Source organism: Breznakia pachnodae, from assembly GCF_030814225.1.
GTDB lineage: Bacteria > Bacillota_I > Bacilli_A > Erysipelotrichales > Erysipelotrichaceae > Breznakia > Breznakia pachnodae.
Genome location: NZ_JAUSUR010000001.1, coordinates 518263 through 538220, shown reverse-complemented (window position 1 = coordinate 538220; position 19958 = coordinate 518263). Strand labels below are relative to the sequence as shown.

At 33.7% G+C, this 19958-nt stretch carries 12 protein-coding genes and 1 pseudogene; all 13 read left to right on the top strand.

Annotated features, from left to right (window positions below; translation table 11 throughout):
- Nucleotides 1–2: 2 nt before the first annotated feature.
- Complete coding sequence (locus J2S15_RS02560; RefSeq protein ID WP_307405178.1) at nt 3–1397, top strand: cadherin-like beta sandwich domain-containing protein; 1395 nt, start codon at nt 3–5, stop codon at nt 1395–1397.
- Between the two features lie 101 nt (nt 1398–1498).
- A complete protein-coding gene (locus J2S15_RS02555; protein ID WP_307405177.1) occupies nt 1499–2920 on the top strand; it encodes an LTA synthase family protein in 1422 nt (473 codons plus the stop codon).
- Between the two features lie 124 nt (nt 2921–3044).
- Entirely contained in the window at nt 3045–3797 is a 753-nt protein-coding gene (locus J2S15_RS02550) for an ABC transporter ATP-binding protein (RefSeq protein ID WP_307405176.1), read from the top strand.
- On the top strand, nt 3790–5421 hold the full coding sequence (locus tag J2S15_RS02545; protein ID WP_307405175.1) for an ABC transporter permease subunit: 1632 nt from the start codon (nt 3790–3792) through the stop codon (nt 5419–5421). Before J2S15_RS02550 ends, J2S15_RS02545 begins: the two co-directional genes overlap by 8 nt.
- Nucleotides 5414–6403, top strand: coding sequence for an ABC transporter substrate-binding protein (locus J2S15_RS02540; RefSeq protein WP_307405174.1), 990 nt, complete (start codon nt 5414–5416; stop codon nt 6401–6403). Before J2S15_RS02545 ends, J2S15_RS02540 begins: the two co-directional genes overlap by 8 nt.
- A gap of 9 nt (nt 6404–6412) precedes the next feature.
- The gene (locus J2S15_RS02535) at nt 6413–7321 is read left to right on the top strand and encodes a sugar phosphate nucleotidyltransferase (protein ID WP_307405173.1); all 909 of its coding nucleotides are present in this window, start codon (nt 6413–6415) and stop codon (nt 7319–7321) included.
- 585 nt (nt 7322–7906) lie between these two features.
- Nucleotides 7907–8458: a translation initiation factor IF-3 gene (gene infC / locus J2S15_RS02530; protein WP_307405172.1), complete on the top strand. Its 552-nt coding sequence runs from the start codon at nt 7907–7909 to the stop codon at nt 8456–8458.
- A 17-nt stretch (nt 8459–8475) separates the two neighbouring features.
- The gene (gene rpmI, locus J2S15_RS02525) at nt 8476–8670 is read left to right on the top strand and encodes a 50S ribosomal protein L35 (RefSeq protein ID WP_307405171.1); all 195 of its coding nucleotides are present in this window, start codon (nt 8476–8478) and stop codon (nt 8668–8670) included.
- An 18-nt stretch (nt 8671–8688) separates the two neighbouring features.
- Nucleotides 8689–9045, top strand: a pseudogene (gene rplT / locus J2S15_RS02520) (50S ribosomal protein L20); the annotation flags it as partial.
- A 398-nt stretch (nt 9046–9443) separates the two neighbouring features.
- Nucleotides 9444–9908 carry a MarR family winged helix-turn-helix transcriptional regulator gene (locus J2S15_RS02515; protein ID WP_307405170.1) on the top strand — a complete coding sequence of 155 codons (465 nt, stop codon included), beginning with the start codon at nt 9444–9446 and terminating at the stop codon, nt 9906–9908.
- 108 nt (nt 9909–10016) lie between these two features.
- Nucleotides 10017–11288 (top strand): RNA polymerase sigma factor, encoded by a 1272-nt coding sequence (locus J2S15_RS02510; protein ID WP_307405169.1) that lies wholly within the window; start codon nt 10017–10019, stop codon nt 11286–11288.
- 19 nt (nt 11289–11307) lie between these two features.
- Nucleotides 11308–12477 (top strand): hypothetical protein, encoded by a 1170-nt coding sequence (locus J2S15_RS02505; protein ID WP_307405167.1) that lies wholly within the window; start codon nt 11308–11310, stop codon nt 12475–12477.
- Nucleotides 12478–12543: 66 nt separating this feature from the next.
- Nucleotides 12544–19935, top strand: coding sequence for an immunoglobulin-like domain-containing protein (locus J2S15_RS02500; protein WP_307405165.1), 7392 nt, complete (start codon nt 12544–12546; stop codon nt 19933–19935).
- Nucleotides 19936–19958: the final 23 nt, after the last annotated feature.

The following is a 19958-nucleotide window of genomic DNA, read 5'->3' as shown; positions in this document are numbered from 1 at the left end:
TGATGAAAAATATTAAAAGAATAGCAGTAGCAGCAATTGCAGTAGTAGTGTCATTGACACTGATTATACCGACGACAATACAAGCAGCTGGATTTAGCGTATATGCATCTACGGGATCGGTAAACGTAGGATCTTCCTTCACCGTAAGTGTGGGAGGTAGTGTAACAGGTAGATTTGATTTAGCTGTAAGTAATGGAACATTATCAACTACATCAGTTTGGGTAGAAGATAATACACAATCAGTAACGGTAACACCATCAGGAGCAGGAACAACAACAGTAACAGTAACTGCAACCGATGTAAGTGATTCAAGCACGTTTGAGCCAGTAACAGGAAGTCAAAGTGTATCTGTATCCGTAGTAGCAAATAACAGTGGAGGATCATCAGGAGGAAGCAGTGGAGGTTCTTCAGGAGGCTCATCAGGAGGAAATAGTGGTGGAGCTACTGACAATAATCAAACAGCAGAAGATCCAACCAAAGAGGAAGAGGAAACAGTAAATGTAGATCTTGCATCTTTGAGTGTATCATCAGGAGAGTTGTCACCAGCGTTTGCAGCAGGAACAACAAACTATACAGTAGAACTAACAAATGATATAAAAGAACTTACAGTGGAAGCGACAGCAGCAGATGCAGCAGCAAGCGTAAGTGGAACAGGAAAGAAAGAATTAAAAGAAGGTGAAAATAAGATTGAAGTAACGGTAACTTCAAAGGAGCAAAGCAAAGTATATACAATCAATGCTTATGTAGAAAAAACACCTGAAGTATATTTGAATTTAGGAAATAGTAAACTTGGAGTGTTAACACTAAAATCAGCACCAAAGTTAGAAGGATTCGAAGAATACAAACTAACAATAGATGGAAATGAAGTAACAGCTCAAAAGAAAATAAGTACAGGATTAATCTTGTTGTATATGGTAGATGAAAAAGGTGAAAGAAACTATTACATCTATGATGAGAAGACAAAAGAAGTAACCTCAATTTATATTCCGACAGCATTGTTTGGAAAGAACTATGCAATCATCACAATACCAGAAGAGATGCAGAAGATGGAAGGGTATAAATTTGGAAAGGTAACAGTAGGAGAAACCGAGTTAGAAGGATGGGCATTTGAGAATACAAAGTTCAAGAACTATAAGTTAGTGTATCTGATGGATGAAAATGATGTAATGAGGTTATATCAGTATGAGTCAGAATCACAAACCCTACAACCATTTAGTGGAGCAGCACCAATCACTCAGGAAGAGTATGAATCACTAAAGAGTGATGCAGATATGAAGAATATCTTATTATATTCAACAATAGGATTGGGAGTAGCGACTGCTGGATTATTAGTAGCATTACTATTAATGAAGAAGAAGTCGATTACATCAAGCAGACCTAAAATAAATAAAGAATAATAACTGAAAAGATGACATATTCGCAAGTTGAACTTGTTGAATGTCATCTTTTTTCGTATAATATTAAGTATTATTGTAAACGATATGGAAATGGAGAACTTATGGTTATTGGAATATTAATTATATTAATATCTGCAACATTGTATACTTCCGCAAAGTGGGCGCTTAGTTATTTTGGATTGTCTTGTTTCGAACAGATTATCTTTCATTTAAAAGTTCCTTTAGAAGGTACCAATACAGATTTTATATTTGACTGGATTAAAAAATGTTTTGTGAAAGCTTGTATTTTTACTGCTATCCTTTGTGCTCCTCTATTAATTGAAACCTATGCAGAGAACTTTACTATAATTGCAATTGTAGCAGGTATTATCTTATTAATACTGGCAGCACATGAAGTAGGCTTATTTATGTTTGTAATTAACTTGTTTAGAAAAAGTAATTTCTATGAAGATAATTATGTAGATACGAAAAGTGTGGAATTAACATTTCCAGAAAAGAAACGTAATTTAATTTATATTTATGTTGAATCATTAGAGACCACATATACTTCAAAAGAAAATGGGGGGAATCATAAACATGATTTAATCTATCCACTTTCTACCTATGGACTTGAACACATTAACTTCTCTCATAATCAACAATTGGGAGGAGCAAAGGTCGTTTCTGGTACTGGATGGACAACTGGTGGAATTGTGGCTCAAAGCGCAGGCATTCCCTTACTGGTTCCAATCAGTCAAAAACGTTTCTCTAATAAAACGGATTTCTTTCCTGGGATATATGCACTAGGAGATATACTGGAAGATCAGGGATACAATCAGGAATATTTAATTGGTTCTGATGCTATCTTTGGCGGAAGAGAGTTCTATTTTAAAAAGCATGGAAATTATAAAATTTTTGATTTAAAGAGTGCTTATAAAGATAGTAAAATTCCTGCAGACTATAAAGAGTTCTGGGGATATGAAGATGAAAAGTTATTTGCATTCGCAAAAGAAGAAGTAACTGCATTGGCGAAGGAAGATAAACCATTTAACTTTACAATGCTAACAGTGGATACACATCATCCTTATGGATATAAATGTCATAAATGTGAAGATCAATATGATGAGCGTTTATCAAATATTATAGCGTGTAACTGCAAACAGGTAGGAGAATTTGTAGAGTGGATTCAACAACAACCATTCTATGAGAATACAACAATTGTTATAACTGGAGATCATCTTAGTATGGCTGCCGAGTATATTAATGATACCTATGATAAGAATTATGAACGAACAATCTTTAATTCATTTATAAATAGCCCTGTGGAGGCACAAAAGATGAAAGACAGACAATTTACCAGTTTTGATATGTTTCCAACGACATTGGCCAGTATGGGCGTGAGAATGGATACGAATCAGTTAGGACTGGGAGTCAATCTTTTCTCAGAGCAAGAAACACTATTAGAAAAGTATGGATTTGATTATATGGATCAGCAATTACGTAAGCAATCCAAGTTATATAAGCAGAAGTTATTGAAGAAATAACTTCTGCTTTTGTTCATTTGTAAGGGTGTTAAACAATGAATATGAACACTAAAACATAAGAAACTGTTGTAATTCGTTCTAAATTGGTATAAAATTGTCAAAGAATGATAACAGGGAGAGTGTTATGCTAAATTTAAAAAATGTAATTAAATCGTATGATAACAAAAAAGTGTTAAATGATTTATCATTATCGATTGAAAAAGGTGAAATAGTATCTGTATTAGGATCTAGTGGTAGTGGGAAAACAACATTGCTGAATTGTTTATTAGGAATTGTTGATTTAGATGGTGGAGAAATCATCTTAGATAATAAAGATATTACAAATGAACCAATTGAAAAAAGAGGATTTAATATTGTATTTCAGGACTATGCATTATTTCCTCATTTAAGTGCGTACCGTAATATTGTATATGGTTGGAGAAACAATCCATCTGTTTGTACTCAAGAAGAAGTTGATTCATTAATTGATCTGCTAGAATTAAGAGAACATTTGGATAAAGATATTGATCAACTTTCAGGAGGTCAGAAACAAAGGGTAGCATTAGCACGTACTCTAACATTAAAACCAAAAGTATTATTATTGGATGAACCATTAAGTGCCCTTGATGGAGTTATTCGTGAATCAATTAAGGAAACGATTAAGACAATCTCAAGAGAATTTCAACTTACAACGATAATCGTTACTCATGATCCTGAAGAGGCGCTTACAATGTCCGATAAAGTTCTTATTTTAAACAAAGGTAAAATTGCTCAGTTTGATACACCAGAAAATATTATTAAACATCCTCAGGATGAGTTTGTGAAAACATTTATTTTAAATCAGTTATATATTAAGAAAGATAATATCATGAAGTTATTTGGAGATACTCATGCTTAAGAGTAACAGAGAACTTAAACTTATCTATATTGTGTTATTTGCATTCTTTGCTTTCTTTTTGTTTTACCCTTTGGCACTTGTGCTGATTCGTGCCATCCAGACAAACGGAGTCATCAGTATAAATAACATTATTAAGATTGTTACCAAAGAACGGTTTTTAATTTCACTTGGAAATAGTTTAAAGATTGCTAGTTTGAGTGCATTAATATCTACAACTCTTGCATTCTTTTTAGCTTATGTGATTCACTATACACATGTATCAAAATGGATTAAAAAAGCTATTAATATAATTGCCGTTATGCCAATGCTGATGCCAACCATTACTTATGGTTTTGCGATTATTTATACATTTGGAAAACAAGGAGTATTTACCAAACTATTTGGTTTTCAGCCATTTCAGTTATATGGATTTAATGGATTATTAATTGGCTATGTAATCTATACATTACCAATAGCATTTATTCTAATCAAAAACACAATGAAGTATGTTGATAAGAAACAATTCGTCGTATCAATTATTATGGGAGATAACGGAAGAAGAAGATTTTTTCATACCATCTTTCGTCCTCTGTTATATACAGTAGTAATTGCATTTATTCAGACCTTCTTTTTAAGTTTTACTGATTTTGGTATTCCAGCTGCAATTGGTGGACAGTATGAAGTTATTGCCAGTACCTTATACAATCAGATGCTTGGATCAATTCCAAACTTTCACAATGGAGCAGTAATTGCATTGGTACTATTAATACCTTCAATTGTAGCTGTCTTTGTAGTAAGTTATATAGAACGTTTAAACGTTCGTTATGACAAGATTTCAGAAGTTGCACTACCAATATACAAAGTTAAAGATCGTATATGCAGTGTATTCTCTGCATTAATTTTATTTGTAGTTATTGCCGTATTTGCAGTTATCTTTATTTTGCCGTTTGTAAAAGAATGGCCATATAATACAGCATTTACATTCCAACACTTTATAGAAACCTTCCAGTCATCGAATTTAATTGATGTAGTTAAGAATTCCTTTATTGTAGCACTTGCCACAGCAGTAATTGGAACGGTTATCTGCTATGTGGCTGCAATTATTACAGCAAGAGGAAAAATGCCAAAGTTTATTACAAAGAGTATTGATTTTGTATCAACACTTACCAATGCATTACCAGGTATGGTACTGGGGATAGGATTTATGTTTGCATTTAAAGGAACAAATATTCAGAATACATTTACGATTCTGATTATATGTAATATTGTCCATTTCTTTTCAACACCATATGTAATGATTAAAAATGCGTTTATGAAAATGAATTCAACTTGGGAAACAACAGGTCGACTATTAGGGGACAGTTGGTTTGCAACACTGAGAAAAGTTATGATTCCTTGTTCAATTTCAACCGTATTTGAAATGTTTGGATATTACTTTATTAACTCAATGGTTACAATTAGTGCAATTATTTTCCTGGTTGGTGCACAGACAAGTGTTATTACAACGAAAATTAAGGAATTACAACATTTTGCTAAATTTACAGATATCTTTGTATTATCAATTCTGATTTTTATTGCAAATGTAATTATTAAAATTGTTATGAATTATCTAACAAAGAAAGAGAGTGAAAAGAAATATGTCTAAACTAACAAAACTATTCCTAGTTGCATGTTTCTGTGTAGCTTTTCTTGGTGGGTGTAAAAAAGAAGAAAGTAAACAAGTAATTATTTACACAAATGCAGATGAAGAAGCACAGTTAGCAATGCAAAAAGTATTGGATAAAAATGGATTTAAAGGACAATATATCCTGCAAACCTATGGAACAAACGAATTAGGTGGTAAACTATTAGGTGAAGGAATTGATATAGAAGCAGATCTTATTACCATGAGTTCTTACTATATTGATAGTGCGCAAGAAGAAAACGACATGTTTGTTGATCTGGATATTGATAAACAGACAATTGATGATGTACCATCTTATCGCACTCCTTTATTAGCAATTGAAGGAACCATTATAGTAAATACCACAGAATTAGAAAAAGCTGGATTAGAAAGACCTACTTCATTAAAGGACTTGGCAAAACCAGAATACAAAGATAATATATCTATTGTGGATATGGCGGGTTCAAGTACGGGATGGCTGTTAGTACAGGCGTTAATTGAAGAGTATGGTGAAAAAGAAGCAGAGAAAATCCTAACCGCAATGATGGAAAATGCAGGACCTCATTTAGAAAGTTCTGGATCTGGACCTTTGAAAAAAGTAAGGGCTGGTGAAGTCGCAATTGGATTTGGATTGCGTCATCAGGCGATTGCAGATAAGGCAGAGGGGTTACCTATTGACTATATTGATCCTGAAGAGGGAAACTTCACTCTTACTGAATCAATTGCTGTAGTAAAACGAAGTGAGAAAAAAACAGAGTTGGCAAAAGCGATGGCAAAGTGTATCATTGAAGATGGACGTGATGATGTTATGGAAAATTATCCAATGCCATTATATGAAGGTGAAGAAGTAGAATCGGGTAGTGTATCAGGAAATGAAAAGACTTTTTCACAGCCACTTACAATTGAATTACTACAAGAGCATTTAGATTTATCAGAAAAATGTAGAATGAAGGCATGGGAATAGGAGGAACATATGCAATTAAACGAATATCAGTTTGAAGTATTAGTTAGAATTGAAAGATATCAAGATAAAAAGCATTCACAACGTGAACTTGCAGATTTACTTGATGTTTCTTTAGGGGTTGTTAATCGTACGATTAAAGAATTAGTTGAAGCAGGCTATTTAGTATCCAAAGGAAACAGTTACTATGAAGTAAGTGAAGAAGGATATAAAGCTCTAGAACCTTACAAAGTAAAAAGAGCAATCTTTATGGCTGCAGGATTTGGTTCAAGAATGGTACCAGTAACTTTGAATACACCAAAACCATTAATTCAGGTAAAAGGAAAACGAATCATTGATACACTGTTAGATGCAGTAATTGATGCAGGTATTGAAGACATTACCATTGTTCGTGGATATTTAGGTGAGCAATTTGATTTATTATTAAAGAAGTATCCAATGCTTAAGTTCATTGAGAATCCTACTTACAATGAAGCAAATAATATTGGAAGTGCATACTTATTAAAAGATATGATGGAAAATGCATATGTACTGGAATCGGATCTAGTTTTATATAATCCTGAAATTATTCGTAAGTATGAGTATTCAACAAACTATCTAGGAATGAAAGTAGATCGCACTGATGACTGGTGCTTCTACACAACCAAAGGATACATTTCAAAACTAGCAGTTGGTGGAGAAAACTGCCACCACATGTTTGGTATTTCGTATTGGACAGCTGAGGATGGAAAGAAGATGTCAAAAGACATTGAAGATGTATATTTAATGCCAGGAGGAAAAGAAAAATACTGGGATGAAGTAGCCCTTCGTGAATGTCTTGATAACTATAAAGTAAGAGTTAAACCTGTAAAAGAAGGAGACATTATTGAAATTGATACCTTTAATGAATTAAAGGCAGTAGATCCTTCCTATGGAAGTTAATTTAAAGCTTAGTGTGATTTAGATATAATCATACTAAGCTTTTTCTTCTTGTGAATACTATATTCAATATTTAGGTATTGTGTAGAAAACTGCATAACTACAAGTGGAGGAATCTTCAATGAAAGAAGTAACTCTACGTGTAGGTGGTGACTGGAGGTTAATATGTACGAGATTATTCTTGTACTTTGTTTACTTATTATTATAATTAAGCACAAGGATTAATTGAGTGTCATCACCTGCACAATAAAAGACACATTGTTAGCGCAATGTGTCTTTCTTTAGGTAATTGAGTATCACCACTATGCATATTATAGCGTAACTGAATAATGAGTACAATAGAAAAAGTTTTTCCCTTTTAATCTATAATAATTAAATCTTTGAATTGATGGAAGAAAAACACAATAATGATTGACAATCAGTCAATTAAATAGTAATATAAGTAAGCAAGAAAAGTTAGTAGAAAGTAGAAGTCCCACTTCTCACCTGCTGTCAGAGGACAAAGGTTGTAGGCTACATCTTAATGAAAGTTAATGATAGAAAGCAAAACAAGTGGGCAATTAATGCTCGCTTTTTATATGCAAGGAGGTGTCTGTTATTAGAAAAGTAGTACCAAATAATGTCAATACAGATTTAGTTAACGAGAAAATTCGTTTTAGAGAAGTACTAGTTATTGACGCGGATGGAACACAATTAGGAGTTATGAGTCGTGATGATGCTTTGAAAAGAGCAATGGACCAGGAGTTAGATTTACTATGTGTTGCACCTAAAGGAAATCCACCAGTATGTAAAATATTGGATTATGGACGTTATCGTTTTGAAGCGCAGAAGAAAGCAAAGGATGCGAAAAGAAAACAACATGTTGTGGAACTTAAATCACTTCGTTTGCCACCGAATATTGATAAACATGATTTTGATACAAAGATGCGCCATGCTCGTAAGTTTATTGAACAAGGGCATAAGGTTAAGGTCGATATGCGTTTTAGGGGTCGTTTGATTACTAGACTTGACGTTGGTCGAAAAGCAATGAATCAATTCATTGAAGAAATATCAGATATTGCGCAAGTAGAAAAAAGAGCTTCACTTGAAGGTAATACAATGTCATGTGTATTAGCTCCAATTAAGAAGAAACAACAATAATTTAGGAGGAGAATATTATGCCAAAGATGAAATCACATAGTGGACTTGCAAAACGTGTGAAGAAAACAGGTTCTGGAAAATTAAAAAGAGGACATGCATATACATCACACCGTTTCCACGGGAAAACAAAGAAACAAAGAAGACATTTAGCGAAATCAACATTAGTGAGCAGTAGCGATTACAAACGTATCAAGCTAATGCTTAAGAAGTAGAAATAGGAGGAACTTGATATGCCAAGAGTAAAAGGTGGAACAGTAACACGCGCTAGAAGAAAAAAGACAATTAAATTAGCGAAGGGGTACTTTGGATCAAAACACATCCTATACCGTACAGCTAATGAACAAGTTATGCATTCATTAAAATATGCATACCGCGATAGAAGACAATTAAAACGTGATATGCGTAAATTATGGATTGCTCGTATTAACGCAGCAGCTAGAATGAATGGATTAAGCTACTCAAGACTTACTTGTGGTTTAAAATGGGCGAATATCCAAATCAACCGTAAAATGTTGTCAGAAATGGCAATTCACGACGAAAAAGGTTTTACAGCTATTTGTGAAGCTGCAAAAAAGGCACTTGAAAAAGGACCAGTTGCAGTGAAGGAAGAAGCACCAAAAGCAAAACCAGCAGCTAAGAAAGAAGCAGCTACAACAGTAGCAGCAGAAGATAAGCCAGCTAAAAAGGCTCCTGCAAAGAAAGCACCAGCTAAGAAAGCAGAAGTAAAAGAAGAAAAAGCTGAAAAGAAACCTGCAGCAAAGAAAACGGCTGCTAAAAAGCCAGCGGCTAAAAAAGAAGCAGCTACAACAGTAGCAGCAGAAGATAAGCCAGCAAAAAAAGCTCCTGCAAAGAAAGCACCAGCTAAAAAGGCAGAAGCAAAAGAAGAAACAGCTGAAAAGAAACCAGCAGCAAAGAAACCAGCTGCTAAAAAGACAACGAAAAAAGCTGCTGACAAGGAAGCAGAATAATTCGATCTTAAATAGTTATGGATCAAACATATAATACTCGTCATACACTGAACGAGTTATTAGTTGGGTTGTTTAATTATATTTTGTATATTGAGGAACGTAACCTAAAAGATAAAGGAGTAGCACTTTCAATGAATGATGTTCACATTATTGAGAATATCGAAAAGGGAAGTGATAACTCAATGTCTCACCTAGCGGGGAGAATGATGGTTACACAAGGTACCTTAACAACCAACGTTGCGAAATTAATTGATAAGGGATATGTTGAAAGATATCGTGATGAAAAGGATAAACGAATTGTAAGATTACGTTTAACTGAAAAAGCAAAACCTATTTTGGAAATTCACGAGGATTTTCATAAAAACCTAATTGATAAAGCAATCGGTGATTTACAACTAGACGAGAATATTGTATTGAATGAAGCGCTTGAGCGTATCTTACAATACTTTAGAGAAGAATATAGAATTCAAGCGAATATTTAAACAGACGCTATACATGGGTAACTATGTGTAGTGTTTTTTTTGAACCATTTGAATGCTTTCTACGTCTAACCAAAGAGTGGGTATACTCAAATTTGGAGGGCAGTATATATGGCAAAACAGAAAATAGACTTGAAGTATGTAAAGAAGTTAAAAAATGGTGATCGAAAAGCCTTTGATTATATTTATAATTATTACAAAGATTCTATTTATTACTTTGCATTAACGCTTTTAAGAAATGAAGCAGATGCGGAGGAAACTGTACAAGAAACATTTATAAAAGTAATTGAGAATATTAATAAACTAAAGAATGATGCATCATTTCATTCTTGGATATTTACAATTGCATTTAATCATTCACTTTCTATAAAAAATAAAGGGAAAAGAAAGATGGAGTTGTCAGATGATACAAATCTTGAAGAAATTATCGAATACAAACGCACACTCACGCAAGAAGTTAGTGATAATGAATTAAAGGTTGCAATTGAACATGCAATTTTAGAAATGCCAGAACGATTTCATCAGGTTGCATTTCTTAAATATTTTGATGATTTAACAGTTAGCGAAATAGCAGAGGTTATGCAAATGCCTGTAGGTACAGTAAAATCGCGTTTATCTAAAATAAGAGATTCTGTACAACCAATTCTAACTGAACAGGGATTCAATCCTGCAAAATATCTAACGGTTGCTTTCACACCAATGATGTATGAAGCATTCCAGGTGTTAGTGAATCAGAATCAGATGTCTGTAGATACATCAAAGAAAATTATAAATAGCATTGTATCATCTTCAACATTTCCAACAGTACTTGCGGCAACAGCAGAGACATTTACAATTTCAACTGGTGCAAAAGTAGCAATTACATTTGCCTTAGTAGGGGGAACTGGATTTGTTGGATACAGTCAACTGAATACACAGGAAAAACAAGTGATTAAAGAAATTGCATATTATGATCAACTAACCAATAGTGATGTTGAAGTATTGGTAACATTATCAGATGTCGTTGAAACAAATAAGATAGAAGTATTTCAAGAAAATAAGAGTATTGACTATACATATGCAGATAATCAGATTACTTTTGTAGCAAAGAGTAATGGTGAGTATACAGTTGAAATAGCAAAAGAGAAAGCAGTTGTTACCATTTCAAATATTGATAAGAAAAAGCCAATTCTTCAAAATGCTTCTTATGAAGAAGGAATTTTATCATTAGATATTACTGATAATAGTGAAATAGACTATAAAAATTCTTATATAAAAAATAATAATGAAAACATATTGATTCCTGAAGATCATAATTTAAAAATTGAACTTGATGGTACTGTCGAAGTTGTTGTAGTTGACATTGTAGGTAACTTAACACAGTACGAGATAGAAATTAATTAAAGATTAGAAGGATGGGCGGATGAATAGATTTAGAAAGATTACAGCAGTAGTACTTACTACACTGCTTTTAATAATACCAATGAACGAAAGGCTGGATGCATCAGCCTCTTTTGCATTGGAACAGAGTTCTCAGGCATATGTAATACAAAATGGTAGTTTAATTGAATTAAATAGTTCAACACAAGTAGCTTATGGATCAACTATACAATTGAATTTTCAAATTAGAAACAAATCTTCAGTAATTGATACATATATAGGATTTGAAACGAAGTATGGAATTACTTTCCATTCATATTATTCAGGTGTACTTGTTATCAATGGAGTAAATGCTACACAAGAACAGTATCAGAATTTCATTAACAATACAGGTGTATCACTTTCTCTTGGTAACGATTATACAAACATTCAATTACAAGTGAAATCAATTGGAGCTGCAAGAGATAAAATTACTGGTAATCTTCGTGTATATGCTCCAAATATTTCTTCCAGTATCAAAACAAATAGAACAGAACATGTGTTTTATGGGAGTTTTAATGAAGCAAGTTATTATAATGTTAAATTTTATAGTAATGATGACTTATTATCATTAACTACTGTTTTAAGTGGCGATACTGTAACAATTCCAAATGTAGAGGAACCTTATGGTTATCAATTTGTAGGTTTTAATACATTACAAGATGGAAATGGCACATATTATAATCAAGAAGCAATCTTTAGTGATATGAGTTACTATGCAGTTTTTAAAAAGAGAGTATTTACTGTAAGTTACTATATAGATGAAACTCTTTATTATAGTGAACAGGTATCTTTTGGTGACGATGCTAAAGGAGTAAAAATAAACGATACAAATGAAAAGAAATTTTTGAAATGGGATAAAAGTCTTGATAATATTACAGACAATATAAATGTATATGCAGTTTTTGAAGATGTTGATAAGCAAGAGGAAAAGAAAAACAATTTAAAGATATCAGAGAAATCATCAATACAAGGAAGTGGGAAACTAATTAGTGATAAAACATATCACTGGAGCGCAAAGGGTAGTAATAAAGAAGAGAATAATAAATTAGATGATGAAAATATTACTATTTATGTTGAAGAGAAGATGAATATTGCAGTTTTACCAATCTTAATAGTCTTAGCCATATTGTTGATTATATTTGTTTGGAGAAAAAATGAACCAAAGCAGTAACAAGTTTATCTAACCACTGGTTTAATTGGAAACCAAATAAAAAAATTAACAATGGAGGGCAAGCAAATGAAAAGAAAACTAAATGTATTTTGGAAAGTTACATTAGCTTTTACTTTATCAATTACATGTATTGGAACGTTTTTACAAGCATCTAATATATTGGCAAATGAAGAATTCGAAGTAAAAGAGTCAGTAACATATAATGAAGAAAAAACAGAAGCTGTTATTTCATTTGATATTGAAAATATCAATGAGAAATATACTATTCTGGATATAGTTGATCCACAAGGAATCAGCTTAGGATTAGAAGGAACATATACAGTAAATGAAAATGAAACATACAAATTCAATATTGTGTATAGTGAAGGTGATGAAGAATACACTTATGAAAAGGAAGTAATAGTAGACGGATTTGACAGTGACGAATCAAATAATTCGCAATCACAATCTGATAAAACATTGACAGAAACGATGCAATCAGAAAGGATTTTTGCAAGAACCGCAGAAACGAATCTAGGAGTAACTGTAGATATTCCTGCATATGATGGAATAGGATGGGCAAATGGTAATATCAAAGATGTTTCTGTAAGAGTAGATTTTGGTGATGCAAGTTCTGCAAATAAAAAACTATCTATTACAGTTCCAGAAGGAATGCGTTATGAAATGATATCAGTTATTGATGGTGTTACTACAACAAATGTAGATACAACATTGCTAGCACAATATGGTAGTGGTGACCCTTTGGGTAATAGTATTACCACAATGAAATTACCTACAAAGGATGCAATTGGTGCAACTTCAGGTAATATCGAATATACGTTTGCACCTGGTGCTGAAGTCGTAGTTATTAAATTTAAAGTCAGTGTAGATATGGCACGATACTATGGACCGCATACAATTCCAAACCCAATTCGTGCAGTTGCAACGAAGAATGCTTCTAATGATGTTGTAGGAGATGCATCAATTACAGTTGAAGGATCAGGTTCAGCAATTGCAACATTAAACTGGGCAACTCATCTTCCAACAGGAACTACTAATATTGTAGCAAGCGAAACGGATTATGATTCTAAAGGAAATACAACTGCTATGCGAAGTGGTGGAATGGAAAATCAAAATACCAAAATTAAATATTACTATGCAAAGAAAGCAGAGGTTGAATTATATTATCCTGATGGTACGGAGTATGTGAGTGTATCACCAGCATCAGGCTATACAATTAATCATGATTCAACTGCTAGAAAAGTAACCATGACATCGACAGGATGGATGTCAAATGCAACATATTATGTTAACTATAAAGTGCCGGAATCTTTAGGTGTTGGAAACTATGTGAATGGTGGGTTAGAGAAGATAACATTAACTTGGTATGATGGAACGACAACAGTAAAAACAAGAACAGGCTCACCATATTCTGTGAATGTAGTTACTGCAGCAGATCAAAAGATGTCAATACCTAGTTCATATAACACAACATATGATTCAAGTGTGACAAACCATTTTATGTATGGACCGACTTTTCAAGTGAAAAATACAACAGCGGGTGTGAAGAAGGATCAGGTAGCGGAATTTCAGATAGATGAGAACTATAAAGTTACAAGAATTGTTTTTCCATTTGATACAAGTATAAGTAGCAATCAGATTACAGAAATAGAATATATGTTGCCTGGCGATACTACATATCGAACGTATACTTATGCAACACCACTGAAACCTACTACGGAAAAAGTAGCAATTACAAATACATCAATTGGATTATCGTCTACAGATTACTTTATTGCCATGAGAGTGAAGGTTGGAAATTTTAGGCAAGGTTTTTCTAGTGGTGATTATTTAGCAACCTCTGGTCATGTTGCTGCCTGGGGAATATTGGATGATGGTACAAATGCGACAGTGACATTTTCTATGTATCAAGATGGTGATGAACTTGCTACAAGAGTTTCCAGAAGTGGAACGATTTCAAGTACGCAGTCAAATAATAGAAAAGTGGCATCAATGTCCACTACTACATATAAAAAAGATGGAGCCACAACGAATGCGATTGTAGCAGGAGAAACTGTGCAAATGAGTACGTTACTTAATATTGCGACACACGAACCTTTATATGAGACAGTACATGCGATTGAAAATCCACAAATATATTTGCGTCAACCAGAAGGGATGAAAATATCTGAATCTTCAATTAAAATTGTTGATAATCAAGGTAATGAAGTAGCAAAAGTTATTACTAGTTATGATCGTCCAAATGGAGAAAAAATATTTGTTATTCAAACACAAGGTGCAACAATAGGTAGGTACTTTGGTTCTAGTCTAAGTAGTACTACATTAACGGTTTCTTATGATGTAGTAACGGAGCAAAAATTAGTTGGTGAATATAATGCTCAAGATATGATTGCCTGGGGTGATCCAAATACAACTGCAGTTAGTACATATCCATTAAAGGCGTATACGGATATTTACGATATGGATAATGATGGTTCAACATCAGATACTTTGCTTGGTGTATACAATAATATAATTAAAGTGTCAGAAAACAAAAACGTACTTGTTGATACATATTTAAATTTAGAAGGCGAAGAACCAAAAGATCCGTATGTAGAAGGTGATATAAACACTTTAGCTTATTTCACACCTGGTACAGATGCAGACTATACAGTAAAAGTTACAAATAATGGAGATGTTCCTGCAGACACGTTTGTTGTCTATATTCCAATACCTAAAGCAGGAGCAAATTTTGGAGAATCCTTTCAAAGTGAAGCGTTTAAATGGAATACAAAACTTAAAAGCACATTAGCACCAATATCCGGATTTGATATTAGCTATACTTCAACAGCAACTGAAACGAATTATAAAGAGGATAGTATTTATTCAACAACAGTATCAGATTTATCAAAAGTAAATATGATACGTATTTCTTCTAATACTCCAATTCCTTCAGGGGATGGGGCAACTTTCAAAATTCCATTAAATGTTGATGAAACATTTGATACTGCTACTAGTGGAAATAAGATAGGAACTAGAAATATATTTAATCCATCATATGATGTTATCAGTACTGATTTTAAAGGGACTTTATCAGGTACTAAAGTTGGTACAGAATTAGTAATTGCGGAAGTTGGTGGAACTGTCTTTATTGATAATAATGGAGATGGTTTATACAAAACAGAAGATGGAGATGCTCCAGTAGATAATCACGAAATAAGATTATGGAAATTAAATGAAACTACGAATGTATATGAAAAAGTAATGAAAGATGGAAATCAAGTAAGTGTAGCTACCGATGCAAGTGGAGTATATTTGTTTGACTATACAACTGGTATGGGGTATGGAACCTACGCTGTAGAGTTTGTAGAAAAAACAGGATCTACTTACCAATATACAGTTAATAATCCAGTAGATACTACAATTGACAGTGATGCAATCGTTGCAAATGATATTCCTAATCTAGGCGATACATACAGAGGTTGGGTATTGGGGATTGATGCAACCAAACCAGTCGCAAAAACAATTGGTTGTGGATTCTTGGAATATAATCCTCCAGTTGATTTGAAATTAACTGTTCCAAGTGATACGCAAGTGGTAAAAGTTGGAGAGAACATTAATATTACACCAACCAAAATTGAACCAGATTTTTGGGAAAGTATTAAGAATCCTACAACTGCATATACATGGGAATTAGTGAATGCATCTGATTCGGCTTATATAACGCTTGCAGGTACTTCCACAAAAACTGTAAATGTGACTGGAGTAAGTAAAACAACAGGAACACAAACAGTAGAAATAAGACTTACAATTAAAGATATTTATGGTCAAAAGAAGAGTGAAGTAGTTGAAGTAAAAGTAAATACATCAACTGCACCAACAGTAACCTTACCAACCATCAATGCATACAAAGGTGATGTGATTAACTGGTTAGGTACTGAAGTAACTGCCATTGATGATAATGGAGATACGATAATACTTGAGCCAAGTGATCCAGGAAAGAATGTAGAATGGGATACTAGTACAGTACCAATGACATTAGGTACATTATCTACAGAAGGAACATATAATGTAGAGTATAGGATAACAGATACCTATGGAAATACGAAAACTCAAAATAGAGTAGTAAAAGTAAATGGGTTACCATCAATCACTACAAGTGTTCAAACCTATGCATTAGGTGATGCTACGATTGATACCCAAATAAAAAGTTCATCAGTAGTGAGTGCCAGTTATCTAAAAGCAAGTGATACAGTAGGAACAGCACCAGCAGATACTGCGATTACTGGAATCACTTACTCAATTAAGAGTGGACCAAGTACAACTGATTTCAGTAAAGTAGGTACTTATAAAATTGAATACAGTGTTACGAATCCAGACAGCAAAGTAGCTACCAAAGAAACAACTGTGTTGATTACAGATGAGAATACAAAAGTAGAAAATGACTTAGCTATTAGAGCGGATAATATTGTATTAACTCAAGACGAAGCAAAAGCATTCACAAAAGCAAATGCAATAACGAAAGCAGATGTGAAAGCATATGAATACACAAGAACAGATGGAAATATCACTGGTGTAGATACACTTACAAACATCACAAGTGCAGATGTAAGTGCAATCACAGGAGTAAGTGCAAAAGGAGGAGAATTCAAACTAGTATTTACAGCAACAGGAGTAAGTGGGACAATCACCAAAGAAATCCTGGTTGTAGTGGAAGGAACTGAGATTCAAGAAGATAATGGAATCGTAGTGAAAGCAAAAGGATTCACAATTGCAAATACAGATGCAATTGGATTAACGGATGCGATTGCTCAAAGTAGTGGTAGAGGAAATGTAAGTGCATATCTATTAAAAGATGAAACACCAGTAACTACAATTGAAGCAAGTACGACAGAATTAGCTGCCATCAATGCAGTGGGATTAGCAGGAGCTACGAAAGACTTAACATTCACTGCAAAAGATAGTGGCAAAACTTCAACAATTACAGTAAGTGTGGTAGTAAGTCCAACACTAACAGGACCAACAATAACTGCAAATGATTGTGAACATTATGTAGGAGATGCATTTGATGTATTACATGATGTAACTGCAGAAGATGCAACATCAACAGCAATTACATTAAAAACAGAAGATCCAAATAAGAATACAGTAGTAACGCATAGTATTCCAAATGGTAGTGATAAGTATACAACAGCAGGAACGTATGAAGTAAGTATTAAAGTAACTGACCAATTTGGAAATGAGTCAACAGAAACTAGAAAAGTAAAGGTGAATGGATTACCTGAAATCACAGTGCCAGTGCAAACATACTATTTAAGTGATACTACAATCGCTACACAAGTAGATGGTGCAGCAAGTGCTAGTTATTTGAAGGCAGATGATACAGTAGGAGTGGCACCAACGGCTACAGAAGTAACAGGAATCTCCAATACAATCAAAAGTGGACCAAGTACAGACTATAGTAAAGTAGGAGCCTATGTAGTGGAGTATACAGTTACAAATACAGATGGAAAGACAGCAATCAAAGAAGTAAATGTCTTAATTCTGGATGACACTACAAAAGTAGAAAATGACCTAGCAATAAGAGCAGATAATATCGTTCTTACACAAGATGAAGCAAAAGCATTCACAAAGGTAGATGCAATAACAAAAGCAGATGTGAAAGCATATGAATACACAAGAACAGATGGAAACATTACGGGTGTAGATACACTTACAAACATCACAAGTGCAGATGTAAGTGATATTAAAAATGTATCAACTAAAGGTGGAGAATTCAGACTTACATTCACTGCAACAGGAACAAGTGGAAGTATCACAAAAGAAATTCTAGTTGTAGTAGAAGGAACAGAGATTCAAGAGAATGATGGAATTGTAGTGAAAGCAAAAGGATTCACAATAGCGAATACTGACGCAGCTACACTAGATGACTCTACATCCCAAGGTAATGGAAGTGTAAGTGCATATCTATTAAAAGATGAAACACCAATCATCGATATTGAAGCTGATACAACTGATCTAACAGATATCAATGCAGTGGGATTGGAAGGAGATACAAAACCTCTAACCTTCACAGCAGAAGATAATGGAAAGACATCAGCAATTACAGTAGATGTGACAATTAGTGCAACACTAATCAAACCAACAATAACAGCAGATGATTGTGAACATTATGTAGGAGATAGTTTTGATGTGTTACATGGAGTAAGTGCAGAAGATGCAACGAACACCAATATACCATTATTAACTACAAGAGCATTAACGAATACAGTAGTAACACACAACATACCAGTAACTGATGGTAAGTACACAACACCCGGAACATATGAAGTGACATATGAAATCACTGATCGCTTTGGAAACACACAGACAAAGACAAGAACAGTGAAAGTACATGGACTGGTAGAGATTGAAGCAAGTGCACAAGAATACTTAAGTGATGATGCAACAATCTTGAGTCAGGTAGAAAGTGCAGCTAGTGCAAGTTACTTGAAAGCAAGTGATGGAGTGGGAAGTGCACCAGTGAGTATAGACTTAAGTTCTGATATCAAAGTAACCGTAGAGTCTGGACCTGATGGAACAACTGATTTCAGTAAAGTGGGAATCTACAAAGTTACTTATAGAGTAACGAACACAGATGGTAAGACAGATAGTGTTACTATAGATGTATTGATTGAAGATAGTGGAACAATTGTTGACGCCACAGGAACGCTAAAAATCAGTGGTGTAGGATTCCAGTTAACACAAGATGATGCAAAGAAACTTACTGAAAAAGAAGCGATTAAAAATGGAGATGTGAAAGCATTTGAAATTATTAAAGATGTGGATGGAACTACAATTGGCTATAATGATGTTTCAGATTCAGCGAAAGTATATACTGAACAACTTACTGCAATCAATAATGTCACAAAGAGTGGTGGTATTTTTGATTTAATATTTGAAGTAGAAAAAGATGGAAAATCAGTAAGTAAATTAGTAAAAGTATCGGTTCAAGGAACTGGAACCCCACCAATTGTTGTAACACCTGATGGTGATGAATTAGCAATTAGTGCGAATGACTTTACGATAACGTATAAAGAAGCACTGATTATTGATGAAACAACTGCAACTGATTTATCAGAAGTGGAAGCTTATCTATTAAAAACTGATCCAGATCTTGTAAATGCTTCAACTGATTCGATTACAATTAAAGTAAGCGGAAATCAGTTAGATATGATTAGAGGTGTTACATCAAAAGGTGGAACATATGACCTTACATTTACAGCAGAATATATTAGCAAAGATGGGCAGTTAGTTACAAATACAGTAACAATCAAAGTAACTGTATTACCTGAAGGAAAAGCTTCAACTGCACCAACTGAATCAACTACAACAAATAATAGTGTAGGTACAAGTGATTCAACAAACATGCTGTATTATATCTTGTTATTAGGTATTAGCAGTATGCCAATCATGATTAGAAGAAAATATAGAAGATAACTATAAAGGGCGCTCAGTGGCGT